The sequence below is a fragment of the Pyruvatibacter sp. HU-CL02332 genome (assembly GCF_040362765.1).
Classification (GTDB): Bacteria; Pseudomonadota; Alphaproteobacteria; order CGMCC-115125; family CGMCC-115125; genus Pyruvatibacter.
This window is the reverse complement of sequence record NZ_BAABWK010000002.1, coordinates 923917-940851: the sequence shown is the minus strand read 5'-3', so window position 1 is coordinate 940851 and position 16935 is coordinate 923917. Positions and strand designations below refer to the sequence as shown.

14 protein-coding genes are annotated in these 16935 nt (G+C 56.7%); 10 read left to right on the top strand and 4 right to left on the bottom strand.

From position 1 onward, the window contains the following. Window positions 1–169: 169 nt before the first annotated feature. Both ABXH05_RS15095 and ABXH05_RS15090 read left to right on the top strand, forming a co-directional pair. Window positions 170–1969: a flavin-containing monooxygenase gene (locus tag ABXH05_RS15095; RefSeq protein ID WP_353561955.1), complete on the top strand. Its 1800-nt coding sequence runs from the start codon at window positions 170–172 to the stop codon at window positions 1967–1969. Between the two features lie 160 nt (window positions 1970–2129). Further along, window positions 2130–2927 (top strand): Crp/Fnr family transcriptional regulator, encoded by a 798-nt coding sequence (locus tag ABXH05_RS15090; RefSeq protein WP_353561953.1) that lies wholly within the window; start codon window positions 2130–2132, stop codon window positions 2925–2927. 200 nt (window positions 2928–3127) lie between these two features. Here the strand turns inward: ABXH05_RS15090 and mobA are convergent, their stop codons facing one another. Beyond that, window positions 3128–3718, bottom strand: coding sequence for a molybdenum cofactor guanylyltransferase (mobA, locus tag ABXH05_RS15085; protein ID WP_353561951.1), 591 nt, complete (start codon window positions 3716–3718; stop codon window positions 3128–3130). A gap of 132 nt (window positions 3719–3850) precedes the next feature. On the opposite strand from mobA, the gene moaA reads away from it, so the two are divergent. Together moaA and ABXH05_RS15075 are read left to right on the top strand one after the other, a co-directional pair. Next, window positions 3851–4843: a GTP 3',8-cyclase MoaA gene (gene moaA, locus ABXH05_RS15080; RefSeq protein ID WP_353561949.1), complete on the top strand. Its 993-nt coding sequence runs from the start codon at window positions 3851–3853 to the stop codon at window positions 4841–4843. A gap of 100 nt (window positions 4844–4943) precedes the next feature. Then, window positions 4944–6734: an ATP-binding response regulator gene (locus ABXH05_RS15075; protein ID WP_353561947.1), complete on the top strand. Its 1791-nt coding sequence runs from the start codon at window positions 4944–4946 to the stop codon at window positions 6732–6734. Between the two features lie 13 nt (window positions 6735–6747). On the opposite strand, the gene ABXH05_RS15070 is transcribed toward ABXH05_RS15075, so the two are convergent. After that, window positions 6748–7410, bottom strand: coding sequence for a response regulator (locus ABXH05_RS15070; RefSeq protein WP_353561946.1), 663 nt, complete (start codon window positions 7408–7410; stop codon window positions 6748–6750). A 59-nt stretch (window positions 7411–7469) separates the two neighbouring features. Next, on the bottom strand, window positions 7470–8465 hold the full coding sequence (locus ABXH05_RS15065) for a S1C family serine protease (protein WP_353561944.1): 996 nt from the start codon (window positions 8463–8465) through the stop codon (window positions 7470–7472). A 219-nt stretch (window positions 8466–8684) separates the two neighbouring features. Here ABXH05_RS15065 and ABXH05_RS15060 point away from each other — a divergent pair, with 219 nt between their 5' ends. From ABXH05_RS15060 to ABXH05_RS15035, 6 genes are all read left to right on the top strand, one after another. Then, window positions 8685–9218 carry a PAS domain-containing protein gene (locus ABXH05_RS15060; protein WP_353561942.1) on the top strand — a complete coding sequence of 178 codons (534 nt, stop codon included), beginning with the start codon at window positions 8685–8687 and terminating at the stop codon, window positions 9216–9218. A gap of 135 nt (window positions 9219–9353) precedes the next feature. Next, window positions 9354–9887 (top strand): PAS domain-containing protein, encoded by a 534-nt coding sequence (locus tag ABXH05_RS15055; RefSeq protein WP_353561940.1) that lies wholly within the window; start codon window positions 9354–9356, stop codon window positions 9885–9887. A 154-nt stretch (window positions 9888–10041) separates the two neighbouring features. Further along, window positions 10042–11718: an acetolactate synthase large subunit gene (locus ABXH05_RS15050; protein ID WP_353561938.1), complete on the top strand. Its 1677-nt coding sequence runs from the start codon at window positions 10042–10044 to the stop codon at window positions 11716–11718. A gap of 58 nt (window positions 11719–11776) precedes the next feature. Then, entirely contained in the window at window positions 11777–13222 is a 1446-nt protein-coding gene (locus tag ABXH05_RS15045) for an aldehyde dehydrogenase family protein (RefSeq protein ID WP_353561936.1), read from the top strand. Window positions 13223–13331: 109 nt separating this feature from the next. Then, window positions 13332–14612 carry an O-antigen ligase family protein gene (locus ABXH05_RS15040; RefSeq protein ID WP_353561934.1) on the top strand — a complete coding sequence of 427 codons (1281 nt, stop codon included), beginning with the start codon at window positions 13332–13334 and terminating at the stop codon, window positions 14610–14612. Beyond that, window positions 14612–15625: an MraY family glycosyltransferase gene (locus ABXH05_RS15035; RefSeq protein ID WP_353561932.1), complete on the top strand. Its 1014-nt coding sequence runs from the start codon at window positions 14612–14614 to the stop codon at window positions 15623–15625. Before ABXH05_RS15040 ends, ABXH05_RS15035 begins: the two co-directional genes overlap by 1 nt. Before the next feature lie 8 nt (window positions 15626–15633). Here ABXH05_RS15035 and ABXH05_RS15030 read toward each other — a convergent pair whose 3' ends face one another. Beyond that, window positions 15634–16878, bottom strand: coding sequence for an acyl-CoA dehydrogenase (locus ABXH05_RS15030; protein ID WP_353561930.1), 1245 nt, complete (start codon window positions 16876–16878; stop codon window positions 15634–15636). Window positions 16879–16935 lie beyond the last annotated feature (57 nt).

The window sequence follows — 16935 nt, the reverse complement described above, 5'->3', positions numbered from 1 at the left end:
TCCAACGACCCAGTCACACTCAAGAACCCCCGCCGGACGCAGAATCCGGCGGGGGTTCTGCCGTTTAGCAGCCAAAGAGGTGCCGATTTCAACGACTTACTGGTCAAGTCAGGTTTCCTTACTATATAAAAGTGACAAAAAGTCATTCGAGGAAACTGAGGATCACCCCATGAGCGACGTCAAAGAACTGGTCGACTTCGATTCTGATGCCCTGCGCGAAAAATACCGTGCTGAACGCGACAAACGTCTGCGGACAGATGGCAATGAGCAGTACCGCGAAGTTACAGGTGAGCTGGAGCAGTATCTCGAGGACCCCTATGTCGAGCCGGGTTTCTCCCGCGAACCGCTGACGGACGAAGTTCAGGTAGCTGTTATTGGCGGTGGCTTCGGCGGATTGCTTGCCGGTGCAGAACTGCGCAAGGCGGGCATCAAGGACCTGCGGATGATCGAGAAGGGCGGCGACTTCGGCGGCACCTGGTATTGGAACCGCTACCCGGGTGCAGCCTGCGACATTGAAAGCTATGTCTATCTGCCGCTGCTGGAAGAAACTGGATTTATCCCTTCAGAGAAGTACTCGCGTGCGTCAGAAATTCTGGAGCACAGCCAGCGCATCGCCCGGCACTTTGACCTGTATGACAATGCCTGCCTGCAAACAGAAGTCACAGACATGTGGTGGGACGAAGACGCATCACGCTGGGTGATTGAAACCAATCGCGGCGACAAGATGCGCGCACAGTTCGTCATCATGTCCAATGGTCCGTTGCACCGGCCCAAGCTGCCGGGCATCAAGGGCGTTGAAAGCTTCAAGGGACATTCGTTCCACACGAGCCGTTGGGACTATGCCTATACGGGCGGTGCGCCAGAAGGTGGCTTGGATAAAATCAGCGATAAGCGCATCGGCATCATCGGCACCGGCGCAACTGCCGTGCAGTGCGTGCCGCATCTGGCCGCGGGTGCCAAGCAGCTGTTCGTGTTCCAGCGCACGCCATCCTCCATTGATGTACGCAACAACAAGCCGACAGATCCCGAATGGCACAAATCACTCGAGCCAGGTTGGCACAAGCACCGTATGGAGAACTTCAACGTTCTCGTGTCTGGTGGCTTTGCCGCTGAAGACCTTGTCAATGATGGCTGGACAGACATCATCCGCAACCTGCTGTTCATCGCCAGTCAGGGCGACAACAAGAACCTCTCTCCCAAAGACCTGGCAGATCTCGCAGAACTTGCGGACTTCAAAAAGATGGAGCAGGTGCGCGCGCGCGTCGATGAGATCATTGCCGATCCCAACACTGCTGAAGCACTCAAGCCGTGGTACCGCCAGTTCTGCAAACGGCCCTGCTTCCACGATGAGTATCTGCAGGCGTTCAACCGCCCCAATGTCGAATTGGTCGATACACAAGGCAAGGGCGTCGACAAAATCACAGAAGGTGCCGTTTGGGCCAACGGCAAAGAGTATGAGATCGACTGCCTGATCTATGCCACTGGCTTTGAAGTAGGCACCGAGTACACCCGTCGCGCGGGATATGACCTCAAGGGTCGCGGTGGCGTCACCCTGTCTGACAAATGGAAAGACGGCATGCGCACGCTCTACGGCATGAATGTGCGCGACTTCCCCAATGTCTTCATCATGGGCCCCGCACAGGCAGGCTTCACGGCCAACTATCCTCACTTGCTGATCGAGCAGGCTGCGCATATTGCTTATGTGGTTGATGAAGCCAACAAGCGTCAGGCCCGTACTGTTCAGCCTACGGAAGAAGCTGAGAGTGCCTGGGTCCAGGAAATCATCGACAATGCCGCTTTGCGCCGCAGCTTCCTGGAGGAGTGCACGCCGGGCTATTACAACAATGAAGGCAAGCCTGCGGACCGTAGTGAGCAGAACAACGCATACGGTGCAGGGTCTGTGAAGTACTTCGAAATACTTGAAGGATGGCGTGCCACGGGCAAGCTGGAAGGCCTCGAGTTGGCCTAGCACAGTGAGCTTGTGATTTGCAGCGGTGTCGGGCGCAGCAGGTTGTGTATGCTGAGCTTAACTGCAGCGGTCGTTAGCGAAATCCCAGCGAAAACTTGGGTATCGGCCCGCTGCGGCAGTGCAGCGGGCCTTTTTGTTGTGCCCGAAAGTGGGGGCAGGCATGGGTGTAAAAGTTTCCAATACTCGAAGTGTCGTCGAGGCGACAATTGATCGTGTGGATTTATTTTCCACATGGCCGGATGATGTCAAAGCGGAACTACGAACAGCGGCGGAGCTATGGACCTTTTCGAAGGGAGAAGTCGTTCTGCAGGCAGGTGAACCCGCCCACTCGGTGGTCGTGATTGTTGAAGGTTCGCTGGTCAATGAGCGGGCTTACGCAAACGGCAAGCATATGATGACGGCAGTCCTGCGCCCGGGCTGGCCGTTGAAAGTGCCCGCCGTTTTGAACGGCCTTGGCGTGCCCTTCGGACTGACTGCCCGGGTCGATTGTCTTGTGCTGTTTATTCCAAAGCAAAAGTTTCTGGACATCGTCAACAGCCAGATAGAACTTTTGCAGAATGTCACCAACTTCATTGGTCTTCAGTATCACCAGGACATGGTCAGCCTGCAGTTGAGAACAATGGCATCTCTTGAATGCCAGTTTGCTCTCCTGATGATTTTTCATGCGCAGGATGCTGCGCACCTGATTGATGAAGATAGAGGTGTTTCAAACACGAACGTACTTGATGTCACGCAGGAAGAGTTTGCATCCATGCTTGGGTGCTCGCGCCAGAAAATCAATGTGATCATGAAGCAGATGGAACGCGACGGCCTCATCGAGCGGCATGGGCGTCTCGTCGAAATCATCAACTACGTAGGTCTACTCGAACTCATCGAACAGGAGGATCCTGTTCATCATGATTTCAGGACGGCAATTGAGATATGGCAGGAGCGACTGGAGCAATCAAAGTCCCACTAGGGTCAGGATAGATTTGGTCAAACCGGAAATGGGCAAATTTTTGGCCGGGGTCACCTGGATGACAGAACATCGAAGTGGTTGACGCTATGAATCGGGCACTAGGGCCTGCTTACCCCAATATGGCGGCAGGTGTTTGGGTGCTCAGGCATGGGCAATGGGTGTTGTGGGGATGGGGTGTGGAGGTTCGCTGCACGCAGGCGTCAGAGTTGTGCCAGATCATCGGGTGCATTGATGTTGATGAAAGAACCATCCAGATCATCATCATGTACCTGAATGGCGGAAGCACCGGCAGCTTCCAACAAACCCCTCATTGAAAGTGATTTTCCAACCTTCAGTCTCTCTTCAACTATAGGAAAGACTGAGATCGGCCACATGGCGCAAGCGGCTTCAATGCCGTGTGAAGTCTTCAATACGGCGGGGGATGTTTGCTCCTGTGTTGAGAGCAGGCGTACGAGATTTCTTGGCAGCAGTGGCAAATCGCAGGGCGCGGTGACCACGTGGCTGAAGTTGTTCTCGAGCGCCCAGATCAGTCCCGCCGCCAGACCCGCCAGGGGGCCCTTTGTCGCGTGTGCTCCATCTTCGAGCAGAGGGCAGGCGAGCGAGTACGTCTGATCGGCACCTGCAATCGCCAGGGCTTCAACTTGAGAACTTAAGCGGCCAGCCACATGGGCGATCATGGGGCGATCGTCGATCAACGTCGCAGCCTTGTCGGTGCCAAAGCGTCGGCTGGCACCTCCAGCCAGAATGATCCCTGCAATCCTGGTCACCAAGTCACATTGGTCCTTGTCCATCGCACGTCGTCCTGGCCGAATCCAAATGCCAGAAGACATATGCTCACGTAAGTTTTATTTTAGAACGGACGGTGCTATAATGCTATAGTCTCGCAAACCTGAGGCATTCTTGAGCGAAAGGTCAAAGACCGCGTGATTGATCCATTCGGCCGTAGCGTCACCTATCTGCGTCTGTCCGTAACAGACCGTTGCGATCTGCGCTGCACATACTGCATGTCCGAGAAGATGACATTCCTGCCCAAGCGGGATTTGCTCACGCTTGAGGAGCTCGACCGCCTTTCTACGGCATTCATCACCAAGGGTGTGAAGAAGCTGCGGATTACCGGCGGAGAGCCCCTGGTGCGCAAGGACGTCCTCAACCTCATCGACAGCCTTTCAAGACATCTGAAATCCGGCGCACTCGATGAACTGACCTTGACCACAAATGGCACCCAGCTGAAAAACCACGCCGCGCGACTGGCGCGCGCAGGCGTACGGCGCCTGAATGTCTCGATTGATAGCCTCATACCTGAAACCTATGCGCGGGTGACGCGCGGTGGTGATCTGGGGGGCGTGCTTGACGGTATCAAGGCTGCGACCGATGAAGGTATGCAGATCAAGATCAATGCAGTGGCCCTTAAGCAGGACAATGCAGATGAGCTTGGAGACATGATCGAATGGGCCCACGGTGAGGGCCATGACTTTACAGTCATTGAGGCCATGCCCATGGGCGAGATCGGCGAAGACCGATTCGACCAGTACATTCCCCTGAGCCTCATTCAGGAACAGTTTGCAGCCCGGTGGCAGTTGACGCCATTGGCCCATCGCACCGGTGGCCCTGCTCGATACGTTCGGGTTGAAGAAACAGGTGGTCAACTCGGTTTCATCACACCTCTGACCCACAATTTCTGCGAAGGCTGCAACCGGGTGCGGCTTACGTGCACAGGCCAGCTCTATATGTGCCTTGGCCAAGAAGACAATGCCGACCTGAGAGCCGTCATGCGTGAAAATCCGGGCTCAGACGAAGCGCTTGCCTCCGCAATCGACGAGGCGATCTCTCGCAAGCCCAAAGGCCATGATTTTGTGATCGACCGCCCAGGCAGCGCTCCGGCAGTCCCGCGGCACATGTCCGTGACAGGCGGCTAGCCCCCCATACGTCTATTCCTGAGATTTAGGCCTGGTTAGGGATTGACCGCTGCTTGAACATTGAGACAGGTTCGCTGATTCAATGGTCTGGGGAGGGCCAATGGCCGACCTGTCACAAAACTCAATGGATGCTACAGACCGCGTGTCCCTGGACAAGCGTGCGCTGGAGATGGAGCAGGCACAGCTTCTGTTCGACAGGGCGCGCTCGTCGGCCATAAGCGTGTTCGCGCTTGTAGTGATGTTCTCCTTCATCATGGCATTCGTGATCGGTCCGTTTAAAGCGGGCGTTTGGTTTGTTATCGCAAGCGCCATGATTGCGGTGACGATTGTTCAGCCGCGACTTTTCACGCCTCCCGGCATCACCTCTGTGAACACCCAAACCTATCTACTGGTTCACACGGTCATATCCGGTGTCACCGGAGCAGTATGGGGCATCGGCGCTGCGTGGATGGCGGATCCTGATGTCCTCATCAGCGTGTACTCGGGGGTTGTCATGGTGCTGACAATCACCCTGGGCGGAATTTCGCCCCAGTCGGCCTTCCGTCGCTCCTATGTGGCATTGGCGACGATGACGATGCTGCCATTTGCCGCCTGGATTTTGTTCGCCACACCCTGGCCCGTTAATGCCAATGGAATTGGCGTGGTCGTCGCATATGCATTTTTTATGGCGGTAAGCGCCCGTGTGGAAATCGGGACGCGGGACCTGATCGCCGCCAAGCGGAACATTGAGTTGACGGACGAATTGCGCCGTCAGCGCGACGCTGTGCAAAAGGCCAATGAAGAGAAGACCCGCTTTCTCGCGGCCACCAGTCATGACCTTGCACAACCACTCCATGCGCAGGGGTTCTATCTGTCGGCCTTACGTGAGAGGACGCAGGACGCAGAAGCATTGGCGTTGATCGACAAGGTATCAGCAAGTTGGCGCAGTCTTGGTCAACTGCTTGATGGGTTGGTTGAAATCAACCGCCTGGACGCCGGCGCCGTGGTGCCAAACCTCACTGCAATTGATCTGCGGTCCCATATGGATCGGGTGATCCAGGGATTTGAAGGCAAAGCCTCCGAAAAGAACATCAAGTTGAGCGTCAAGGGCACCAACGTGAATGTCACCGCTGACGCAGCGCTGCTTTCAAGAGTGATCGGAAACCTCTTGTCCAATGCCATCAAGTTCACACCCGAGGGTGGAGAGGTTTGGGTCTATTGGAGTGCTGGCGGTATGACTGCGCGGCTCACTGTCAGCGACACAGGCGGCGGCATCCCGCCTGAGGCCCTCAATTCGGTTTTCGACGAGTACGTCCAGCTGGGAAACCCGGAGCGCAACAGGGAAAAAGGCCTGGGCTTGGGATTATCCATCGTGCGCCGTCTGGCCGATTTGATGGGCGTTACGGCCACCCTGGTTTCCACGCCAGGAAACGGGACGCAGGCTATTCTCGAAATCCCGCTAGCTGCCGAAGAAGCAGAGCTGACGGCTAATGTCGAGAAGCTGGTTTCTGAAGACCGCCGGCGGATTAGCAGCCTTAAGGTCTTGATTGTTGACGATGAAGAAGCGATCCGTCTTTCCATGTCTGAAGTTCTGACAAGTTGGGGCTGCGAGGTCTATTGCACTGACGGCCGGGATGACGTGATTGAGTTTCTCGATCGCATGGACGCAACGCCTGATGTCATCATTGCGGACCATCGTCTGGGCAGCCATACCGACGGGAGCTATGTGATCGAGAGAGTGCGTGGAGAACTGAACGACATGGTGCCAGCCATCCTGATGACCGGCGACTCTGGCCTTACACAGTCAAAGGAAGAGGTTGAGGCTACGCAACTCTTGTTTAAGCCCATCGACCCGGTGGCGCTACGGACTGCTCTACTTGCCAGTTGGTCTGCAAAATCAGAAACCGGCTGAACACGGCCGCACCCTAAGATACTAACCCCAGCGCACGCGCTTTGCTGACACAGGCCGTTCGGCGGGTAACGCCCATATGTCGAAAGATGCCGCTGACATGGCTTTTGACAGTGTTCTCGCTGATATCGAGGATCTGCCCGATTTCCTTGTTTGTGCAGCCTTCAGCCATGAGCGTCACTACTTCCAACTGTCGGGCACCCAAACTTTCCTCCGGGCTGACCGGCGCGTCTGCTGGATCATCGCTTTGCGGCACCCCATGCGCTTCCACCTGACGCCAGATATCGTCCGGAACATAGATGTCATCGTTGAGGGCGGCCTCAATCGCCTCCTTCAAAACGGCCGAAGACGCTGACTTGGGAACAAAGCCGTTCGCCCGCGCTTGCATTATCTTGTCGATAGGAGGTGCCGTATCAATCCCGGAGACAACCAGTGCCGGGGTTGAAGGGCTACGGGCCTTGAGGGCCATGACAAAGGCAATGCCGTTCATTTCACCCATCACGAGGTCGGTTATGAACAGGTCAAACCTGTCACCGCTCTCAAGCGCACTGATGGCCTCAGCTGGTGTCCCAAACGGGGTGCAACGGTAGTTGGGATCAAGCACACGAATGACTTCACCCAGGCCATCAAGAAACATCTGATGGTCATCTACCAACGCAATGTTGATCTCACGCGTCACAGGTCGTTGCCCTTGCAGAAGGTCTGCCGCACGGCGTGAGATCGCTTCATCAGCTCAACTCAGTCCCGACCACCGGGAGTTGCCGTCACCTTGATGACTGTATCATTGCGAAAGACATCGAGTTTGATTTTCTTGCCAAGGCGTTCAGCAGTGAGAAGCCTATGAAGGTCGTCCACACCACCAATCTCCTCACCATCAAACTTGAGAATGACATCACCGGGGGCAAGCCCGGCCTGGGCAGCGGGCGTACCAATTTCAAACTGCGCAACACGGACCGCACCGGACACTTTCCGGTTCAACTCGCGCTTTAATCGTTGCGGGAGCTCAATCGTTTGGGCACCCAGACCCAGGTAACTCCGCCGTACTTTTCCATATTTGAGGATTTCGCCCAGTACGTACTCGGCGGTATTGGACGCGATGGCAAAGCAAAGGCCCTGTGCGCCCGCAATGACCGCCGTATTGATGCCGATCACCAGTCCATCAGGTGTCACCAGAGGTCCACCAGAATTGCCTGGGTTGAGGGGCGCATCGGTTTGCAGGACATCGTCGATCAGCCGCCCTGACTGGCTCCGCAGGGAGCGTCCCAGAGCGGAGATGACCCCGGTCGTGACCGTGCAGTCGAAGCCAAGCGGGTTACCAATAGCAACCACAAGCTGACCCTGCCGCAGGGCGGCACTATCTCCAAGCTCCGCCCATTCACGGTGCTTGCCTGGTAAGCGAACTATCGCGACGTCCGTATCCGGATCAGCCCCCACGACTTCAGCTTCGACCTCACGACCATCCGGATACACCGCAGTTAGAGATTTGGCCCCATTCACAACATGGCTATTCGTCAGCGCGTATCCATCAGGCGTGAAAACAAAGCCGGACCCGGCACCGGACGACGATCCCGCCGGAGTAGGCCGCCCCGTTACCTGTAGATGAACAACTGACGCAGATACTGCATCGACCGCACCAGCCACGGCGCTGCTATAGGCATCCAGCAGATCATTGGACGATCCGCGGCGCTTACGGGCTGGTTTCTTGGCTTGGTTTCGAGGCGAAAACAGGCCCAAGGGTCTTCCTCCTGTGGTCAGTGTCGCATTGCGCTCACACACGAAAATTGGGCGTGTGTAGGCGTCAAGACAAGGGCAGATTAATCATCTTCGGCACGAGTGCGCCCAATTTCCAAGGCCCTAGAGCAGAATCGGTTAACCTGACTGTGTAAGACTGATCCTGTCGGGCGTTCTCCGGCATTGTTTTGTTGCCGCACTCCGAAAGCCTGTACTCACTCCGTGCCAGACATCCAAGAAAAACGTCCAGATCTCGAGCGACCAGAGAACCGGGAACTGCTTGAACACTGGGAGAAAATCCGCGGTGAAGCCTCCGTGCCTCTGCGCACACAGTTCAATCCAATGGACGTTCCGCGGCACCTTCCAAATTTGATCGTACTTGAGCCACTCATCCCTGAGAATGCGAACGTACGCATCTTCGGTACCGAACTGGCGCGTCGGCTGGGCTTCGACCTCACCGGAGTTGACCTGTTTACTCTTTATTCCGGTGAACCCGCCCGGGAGGTCGTCGATATGATCTCATGCGTTGTGGAGCAGCGTGCGGTTGCTGTTGCCTACAGTGAATGGACAACACCTTCCGGTCATAGCTTCACCACAGAAAATCTGTGGATGCCGCTTGCTTCTCAGGCTGGACCGGTCAACAGGGTTCTGGGTTCTGTTTGGGAAGTGGTTGAGGCTCGTGCGGACGTGGATGATCTGGGGGGCGCATTGGCACTGGCCCAGCTTCTGTCTGAACGAAGCTTCTATCAATTCTAAGCTTCTTTGAGCCACAGCTGCTCCGGGGCCGGCGCAATAGCGTTAACTCTTCTATGAGACACTGGACTAGTTGATCTGTGGACAGATCGTCGATCCGGCACTGCACCAAACACAAACTGGCAATTCATATAGTCCATGACGCAAATCATGCTGCAGCAGCCTGTTCTGAAAAAGCAGGAAAATCGCGAGATTCTTGCGCATTGGGACAGCTTGCGCGGCGGTTCTGCATCACCGAGACGCTCTAGCTTCAGTCCAATGGATCTGCCCCGCCACCTTCCGCATATGATCATGCTCGAACCGCAACTGCCTGCCCGAGCAGACATACGCATTTTTGGCACCGAGCTTGCCCACCGTCTTGGATATGACCTCACCGGTCAGAACATGGTGGAGCTATACAAGAGTGAAAGGAACAGTTTGGTTCTGGAGTTCCTGTCACTTGTTGTTGAAAAACAGGTTGTAACAGTGACCTACACGACCTGGACGACGCCCGCGGGTCACAAGTTCATGACTGAGAACATCTGGCTTCCTCTGACGTCAGAAGAGGGCAAAGTCAGCCGCATTCTTGGGTCATTGTGGGAGTTGGCACCCATCGATGACGATATGGTTAGCCTGGGCGAGTCTCTGGACGAAGCTGAGAAACTGTCAGAACGCAGCTACTACAAGTTTTAACAGTCGCCTAGGTGACCGCCCATCTTGGTCTTCGATTGCTACCGTGAGCTCTTCACCAAGCTGTGCCTTTATGTTTGCCTCCCTTGCCACCATATTCCTGTGGACAATGCGTGCCCGCGATGTTGCGCGTACGCCTGCAAGCAGAGCCAGACAAATGCCAGATACAACTCCCGACAAGATGAAAGCATCAGATCTCTTCGTTCGCTGCCTTGAGGAGGAAGGCATTACCCACATTTTTGGTGTGCCCGGCGAAGAGAATGCGGACTTCATGATGTCGTTGGAAGGGTCTCCCATCCAGTTCATCCTCACGCGCCATGAGCAGGGAGCCGCGTTTATGGCCGAGGTCTATGGCCGTCTGACCGGAAACCCTGCAGGCTGCCTTGGAACCCTTGGGCCCGGAGCAACGAATCTTATTACGGGCGTGGCCGATGCGAATATGGATCGCGCGCCCATGTTGGTACTGACGGGGCAGGGCGCCACGGCACGGCAACACAAGGAAAGCCACCAGATCATGGATGTGGTGGGCATGTATGAGCCGGTGACCAAATGGGCATACTCGGTCAATCACGCGGATGCCATACCTGAAATCATTCGCAAGGCGGTTCGGCTTGCCCGCACAGAAAAGCCCGGTGCTGTGCTGGTGGAATTGCCCGAAGACATTGCCAAGCACGAGACAGATCGCACGCCAATGCAGCCGCGCCGTTTCAGACGTCCCGGCCCGGATGACAAGATCACGGATCGTGCCTTCGACATGATCCGTAACGCCAAGCGCCCGTTGATCCTTGCGGGCAACGGCGCCATCCGAAAGCGCGCCTCCTCCCAGCTGCGTACCTTGTGTGAGACGACGGGTATCGGCGTCATGTCCACGTTCATGGGCAAGGGTGCCGTCGATATGGATGCGGATTACTGCCTCTACACAATCGGGCTTGGTCAGCGGGATGTGGTTTCACTTGCCATAGATGATGCGGACCTCATCATCACACTTGGCTACGACATGGTGGAGTACCACCCCAAGCTGTGGAACCCGGGTGGCAAGAAGGACATCATCCACATTGATTTCCTGCCAGCTGAAATTGATCGCAACTATCACCCCAAATGCGAGCTGATAGGCGATGTCGCCCATTCCCTTTGGATGCTGAATGAGCGCATCTGGCGCCACCGCGACGAGCTGTCGTTTGACCTTGAGCCGCAGCGAAAAATTCGCGCGCGCATGAAGGAAGAACTCGAAGCGCATTGTGATGATGACACCGAAGGGTCCATCCGTCCGCAAAAAGCACTGTGGGATGTCCGTCAGGCGCTTGGCAAAGACGATATTCTGTTGTCCGGCGTGGGCGCTCACAAAATGTGGATCGCGCGCCACTACCAATGCCATGAACCAAACACGTGTCTTATTCCCAATGGCTTTTGCTCAATGGGCATGCCGCTGCCTGGCGCCATTGCAGCCGACATGGTCCACCCCGACAGGAGGATATTTGCCATCGCGGGTGACGGCGACTTCATGATGAACGTGCAGGAAATGGAGACAGCATCCCGCATGAAGTCAAACATCACTGTCATGGTTTGGGAGGACGGTGGTTACGGCCTGATCTCCTGGAAGCAGGAAAATGAGTTCAACCGTCATACCAATCTGAGTTTCACCAATCCCGACTGGATGAAGTTGGCAGATAGCTTTGGTTGGCAGGGGCAGTACGTGCCGGATTCCCGAGATCTCAGGGAGGCACTGGATAAGGCTCTGGCGCATGAGGGACCGTCTCTTGTCGTCATCCCGATCGACTATCGCGAGAATGTGCTGTTGACGGAACGCCTTGGCCAGATTGACGTCACGATCTGACACAGCATGAACCTGATCTCGCAAATGCAGCCATTGCCGACACTGGAGTAAGCCGGACATGTCCAAGGATCACGAACTCAAGAGCGAATATCCCTACTATCTGGCCAATGAGCCGCGTCAGCCAAACGCCGATCTTGAAGTCGAAGACAAATATACCGGTGCGGTGGCAACACGGGTAGCAATGGCAGACGAGGTTGCCATTGATGAAGCCATTGCCGCATCAGTTGACGCTGCTGAACCGATGGCGGCGCTTAAATCCTATCAGCGCCGTGAAGTACTGGATCATTGCGTGCGCCGGTTCACCGAACGCCATGAGGAACTGTCGCGCGCGCTGTGTATTGAAGCTGGCAAGCCGATCAAGGATGCCCGTGGGGAAGTAACCCGCCTCATCGAAACTTTCCGGATCGCAGCTGGCGAAGCTGAGCGCATTTACGGTGAAGTCATGCCGTTGGACAATGCCGAGCGAGCGTCAGGATATCGCGGCATGTGGCAGCGGGTTCCCATCGGCCCATGCTCCTTCATTTCGCCATTCAATTTTCCTCTCAATCTTGCGGCGCACAAAGTAGCCCCCGCCCTGGCAGCCGGCTGCCCGTTCGTTCTCAAGCCTGCAAGCCTGACACCCATCGGTGCACTCATCATTGGAGAGACGCTGGCGGAAACAGATCTGCCCAAGGGCGCCTTTTCCATCCTTCCCTGCCGCCGCGATGGCGCGCGGCTGTTTACTGAAGATGATCGGCTGAAACTGTTGAGTTTCACCGGGTCCGCTGACGTTGGCTGGGACCTGAAGTCCAAAGCCGGCCGCAAGCCCGTGGTCCTCGAGCTTGGAGGCAACGCTGCGTGTATCGTGGATGCAGATGCCGACCTGGATGATGCGGTTGATCGCATCATTTTCGGCGCGTTCTACCAATCAGGCCAAAGTTGCATCGGCGTTCAGCGCGTTTTGGTTCATGAAGCAGTCTACGACGACTTCAAGGCGCGGTTCATTGCTGCAGCCGGCAAGCTCAAGGCTGGCGACCCGCACGACGAAGATACTTTCATCGGACCCATGATCTCTGAGAAAGAAGCCCAGCGATTGCACGGTTGGGTGCTGGACGCACAGGCCAAGGGAGCGACTGTCCTGACCGGCGGTGATCTTGACGGCAAGATGCTTCAGGCCACTGTGCTTGAAGGTGTGCCTGGCGACTGCGACGTGGTGCGTGAGGAAGCTTTTGGGCCTGTCGCAGTCCTCACTCCTTTCAGTGATTTTGAAACGGCCCTGCGAAGCGTCAATGAGAGCCGGTATGGGCTGCAGGCCGGCATCTTCACGAAAGACCTCTACAAGGCCATGAAGGCTTGGGACATTCTGGATGTCGGCGGTGTCGTGGTCGGCGATGTGCCCTCATGGCGTGTCGACCACATGCCCTATGGCGGCGTAAAGGATTCAGGCCTTGGTCGTGAGGGCATCCGCTGGGCCATTGAAGACATGACGGAAACCCGGTTGCTGGTCATCCGCGACCCGGCCTAGACACTTGGTCGCTCCGGCGGCGGTTGCAGACTAGCGTCCGCTCCAGTAATCACAGGTATCACCAGTTTAGGTGACCCGTGATGCCTCACAGTGAGGGGAGCTCAGCAACGTGAGAGACAAGATTGCAGGCGTAGGTCTTGCAACGGTTTTCGTATTGCTGGCGATCGTTCTGCTCCTCGTGGAGCGAGCACCTCCGATTGTGTGCGCCATCGCTTTGTTGCTCGCCGCCGCTGGCACACGTCTCCCAGCATTACGCCTTCAACTGACGTCAAACCCCTTGCTGTGGGCTGGCGCTGCGCTTGTTGCGTGGCTGGTTTTGAGCGCATCATGGTCGATTGCCGGAACTGAGGCCCTATCAAACGGGCTGCGTATTGCAGCGATGATCATCGCCGCGTTCCTCCTGCCTGTACTGTGTCTCAATCAACCACGGCAAACGCAGGATCTGGCGGCGCGCTGGGCCCTGATCGCAAGTTGTCTGGTTCTGGTTCTCCTGCTCATTGAGACATTGTTCGACATGCCGCTGCTGCGGACCGCACGGTACTATGTCAATGGAGAGCTTTTCGTGAATGGGCTTCCGCCGTTGGAAGAGCGGCGGACGGACGTGACCTATTTTCAGGAGTTGTACCTCGCCAACCGCCTGAGCCACATTGCGTCCATTGCGGCCATTCTGGTTTTGCCGGTTACCGGCATTCTATGGCAACGCAACCAACGTCTTGGCGCAGTCGCAGTCTTTGCGGTGGGGTGTGCAGGCGTTGCCTTGGTCCCCACACAAACCCCGATGTTGGCATTGCTTCTCGGGCTGGCTGTCGCGTCGATCATGCTCATACCGAAAATCGGTCACAGCCGTCGATTGGGTGTGGCTCTTGCTGTGCTTGTTGCCATTGGCGTCGTGACATCTCCGTGGCTTGCACAGACCGCATATGCAGCCTTGCATGATGCGCTTGCCTCATCGGACATCAGTATCATCCATAGGGTTGCAATCTGGGACTACACGGCAGGTTTCATCGCCGAGCGACCGATTGCAGGCTACGGCATTGAAGCCGCACGCACTTTGGGCCGCGAAGGCGCAAATCTGGCTGAACTGGTGCCCGGTCACCCCTATGCATTTCAGGCGCTCCCCCTGCACCCTCACAATGCCTCGATCCAGATCTGGCTTGAACTTGGAGGTGTTGGCGCCCTGATTTTCGCTCTGTTCCTGTTTGCCGTGACGCGGACGGTCCATGCCTATGCAGAACAACCGGTGGCACGCGCGACCCTGATGGCCGGACTGGTTGTCGGACTGGCCGTGGCTCATCTCAGCTATGGGATCTGGCAATACTGGTGGGTTGCGTCCTTGGGGATGATCTACGCCATGCTCGCGCTTATTTTCGCGTCAGAAAGAACATCCTGATGCATCATGCCTATCTTGCCGTTCTTCTCGCCTTCACGTTGTCGCTCAACATCGTGGCATTCGTCTGCATGTGGGCAAAGACACGCCAACTGGACATACCAAATGAGCGCAGCTCCCACACGGTTCCAACACCGCGGGGCGGAGGCATTGCGATCGTCATCACCGCATTGGTGTGTGTGGCCGTTCTTTACTGGGGTGGCCATCTGCCCGCTTCGCACGCCGCAGCGCTTGGCGGTGGCGGCGCTTTGATAGCCCTGATTGGCCATTGGGATGACCGCAAAGGGTTGTCCGCATCGCTGAGGCTGATCGTTCAAGTGGCCATTGCCCTTGCGGTCGTGGTTGTTGTCGGGGGTGTCAGCGTCTTGCCAGTTGGCGCTCAGATGTGGGAGCCGGGCGTGATCGGCGGCATCGTGGCCGTTGTTGGGCTGGTCTGGATGATCAACCTCACAAACTTCATGGATGGAATAGATGGCCTGGCGGCAAGCCATACGGTTTTCGTCGGCTTGGCAGGGGCAACGCTTCTCTGGCAGGCAGACGCTCTTGGCCTCGCGGCATTCATGCTGCTGTTGGCAACTGCTTCAGCCGGCTTTTTGGTGTTCAACTGGGCACCGGCCACAATCTTCATGGGCGATGTCTCATCTGGATTCTTAGGTCTTGCAATCGGCGTCGTTGCCATCGCCTCTGCACAGGACGTGAACCTGTGGGCGTGGGGCATCTTGATGACGCCCTTCATTGCTGACGCAACCATCACGCGGGCGATGCGCATTCGACTGTATGGCGATTTCTTCGGCGCACATCGCGCACATGTGTACCAAAGACTGTCACGCAAGCTTGGCGGGCACGCGCCAGTCGTTGTGCGGTTCTGGGTGCTGTCCCTCGCGGTCTTCCTGCCGCTTGCAGTCTATGTCGCGCACCATCCTGCAACCGGCTGGACTGTCATGCCGGTTGTATGGCTGGTCAGCTTCGCGACCGCTTACCGTCTTGGCGCAGGGCGCGACGACGAAGACGCGTAGGCTCTATCCTAGAAAAAGGCCTGCAGACCGGTCTGCGCCCGACCCAGAATGAGCGCATGTACATCGTGTGTGCCCTCATAGGTGTTGACTGCTTCCAGGTTCATCACATGACGGATCACGTGGTACTCGTCTGAAACACCATTGCCGCCGTGCATGTCGCGGGCGTGACGGGCGATTTCCAGCGCCTTGCCACAATTGTTGCGCTTGATGAGCGAGATCATTGGCGGGGCGGCGCGCTTTTCATCAAACAACCGGCCAACGCGCAATGCGGCCTGAAGACCCAGCGAGATTTCGGTCTGCATGTCAGCCAGCTTCTTCTGGATCAGCTGTGTCTGCGCCAGTGGCTTGCCGAACTGCTTGCGGTCCAGCGTGTATTGCCGTGCCTGATGCCAGCAGAACTCAGCAGCTCCCATGGCGCCCCAGGCAATGCCGTAGCGCGCGCGGTTCAGGCAGCCGAATGGACCTTTCAGGCCTTCGACATTCGGCAGCAGGTTTTCAGCCGGGACGAAAACATCGTTGAGGACAATCTCACCGGTGATAGATGCCCGCAGCGAAAATTTGCCTTCGATCTTCGGCGTTTCAAAGCCTTCAAAGTCGCGTTCCACCACAAAGCCGCGGATCTTGTCCGTGCCGTCTTCGTCCTTGAGCTTGGCCCAGACGACCGCCAGGTCCGCAATGGGTGAATTGGTAATCCACATCTTGGCACCGTTGAGGATGTAGCCGCCATCAACCGGCTTTGCGCGCGTGACCATGCCGGCAGGGTCCGAGCCGTGGTCTGGTTCCGTCAGGCCGAAACAGCCGACCCATTCGCCGGTCGCAAGCTTCGGCAGATACTTCATCCGCTGCTCTTCGGTGCCATAGGCGTAGATCGGGTGCATCACCAGTGATGACTGCACGCTCATGGCGGAGCGGTATCCCGAGTCCACATACTCGACTTCGCGTGCGACCAGCCCGTAGGACACATAGTTGAGACCAGCACAGCCATACGCTTCAGGGATGGTGCAGCCCAAGAGGCCCAGCTCACCCATTTCAGTCATGATTTCGCGGTGGAAAACTTCATTCCGGTTGGCGTCGCGCACCCGGGTCATGAGGTTGTCCTGGCAGTACGCCTTGGCTGAATCGCGCACCATGCGCTCGTCTTCTGTCAGCTGATCATCCAGATAGAACGCGTCTTCCCAGGAAAACGGCGCGGATGCTTCTGGCGACGGGTCAAACGGGGCATCAGCAGGGGAGAGTTTGGCGGCTTCAGACATGGTGTTTGGCTCTTGTTAATGGCAGCGGATAATCGACAGGTGCGGACACTAGCCCCT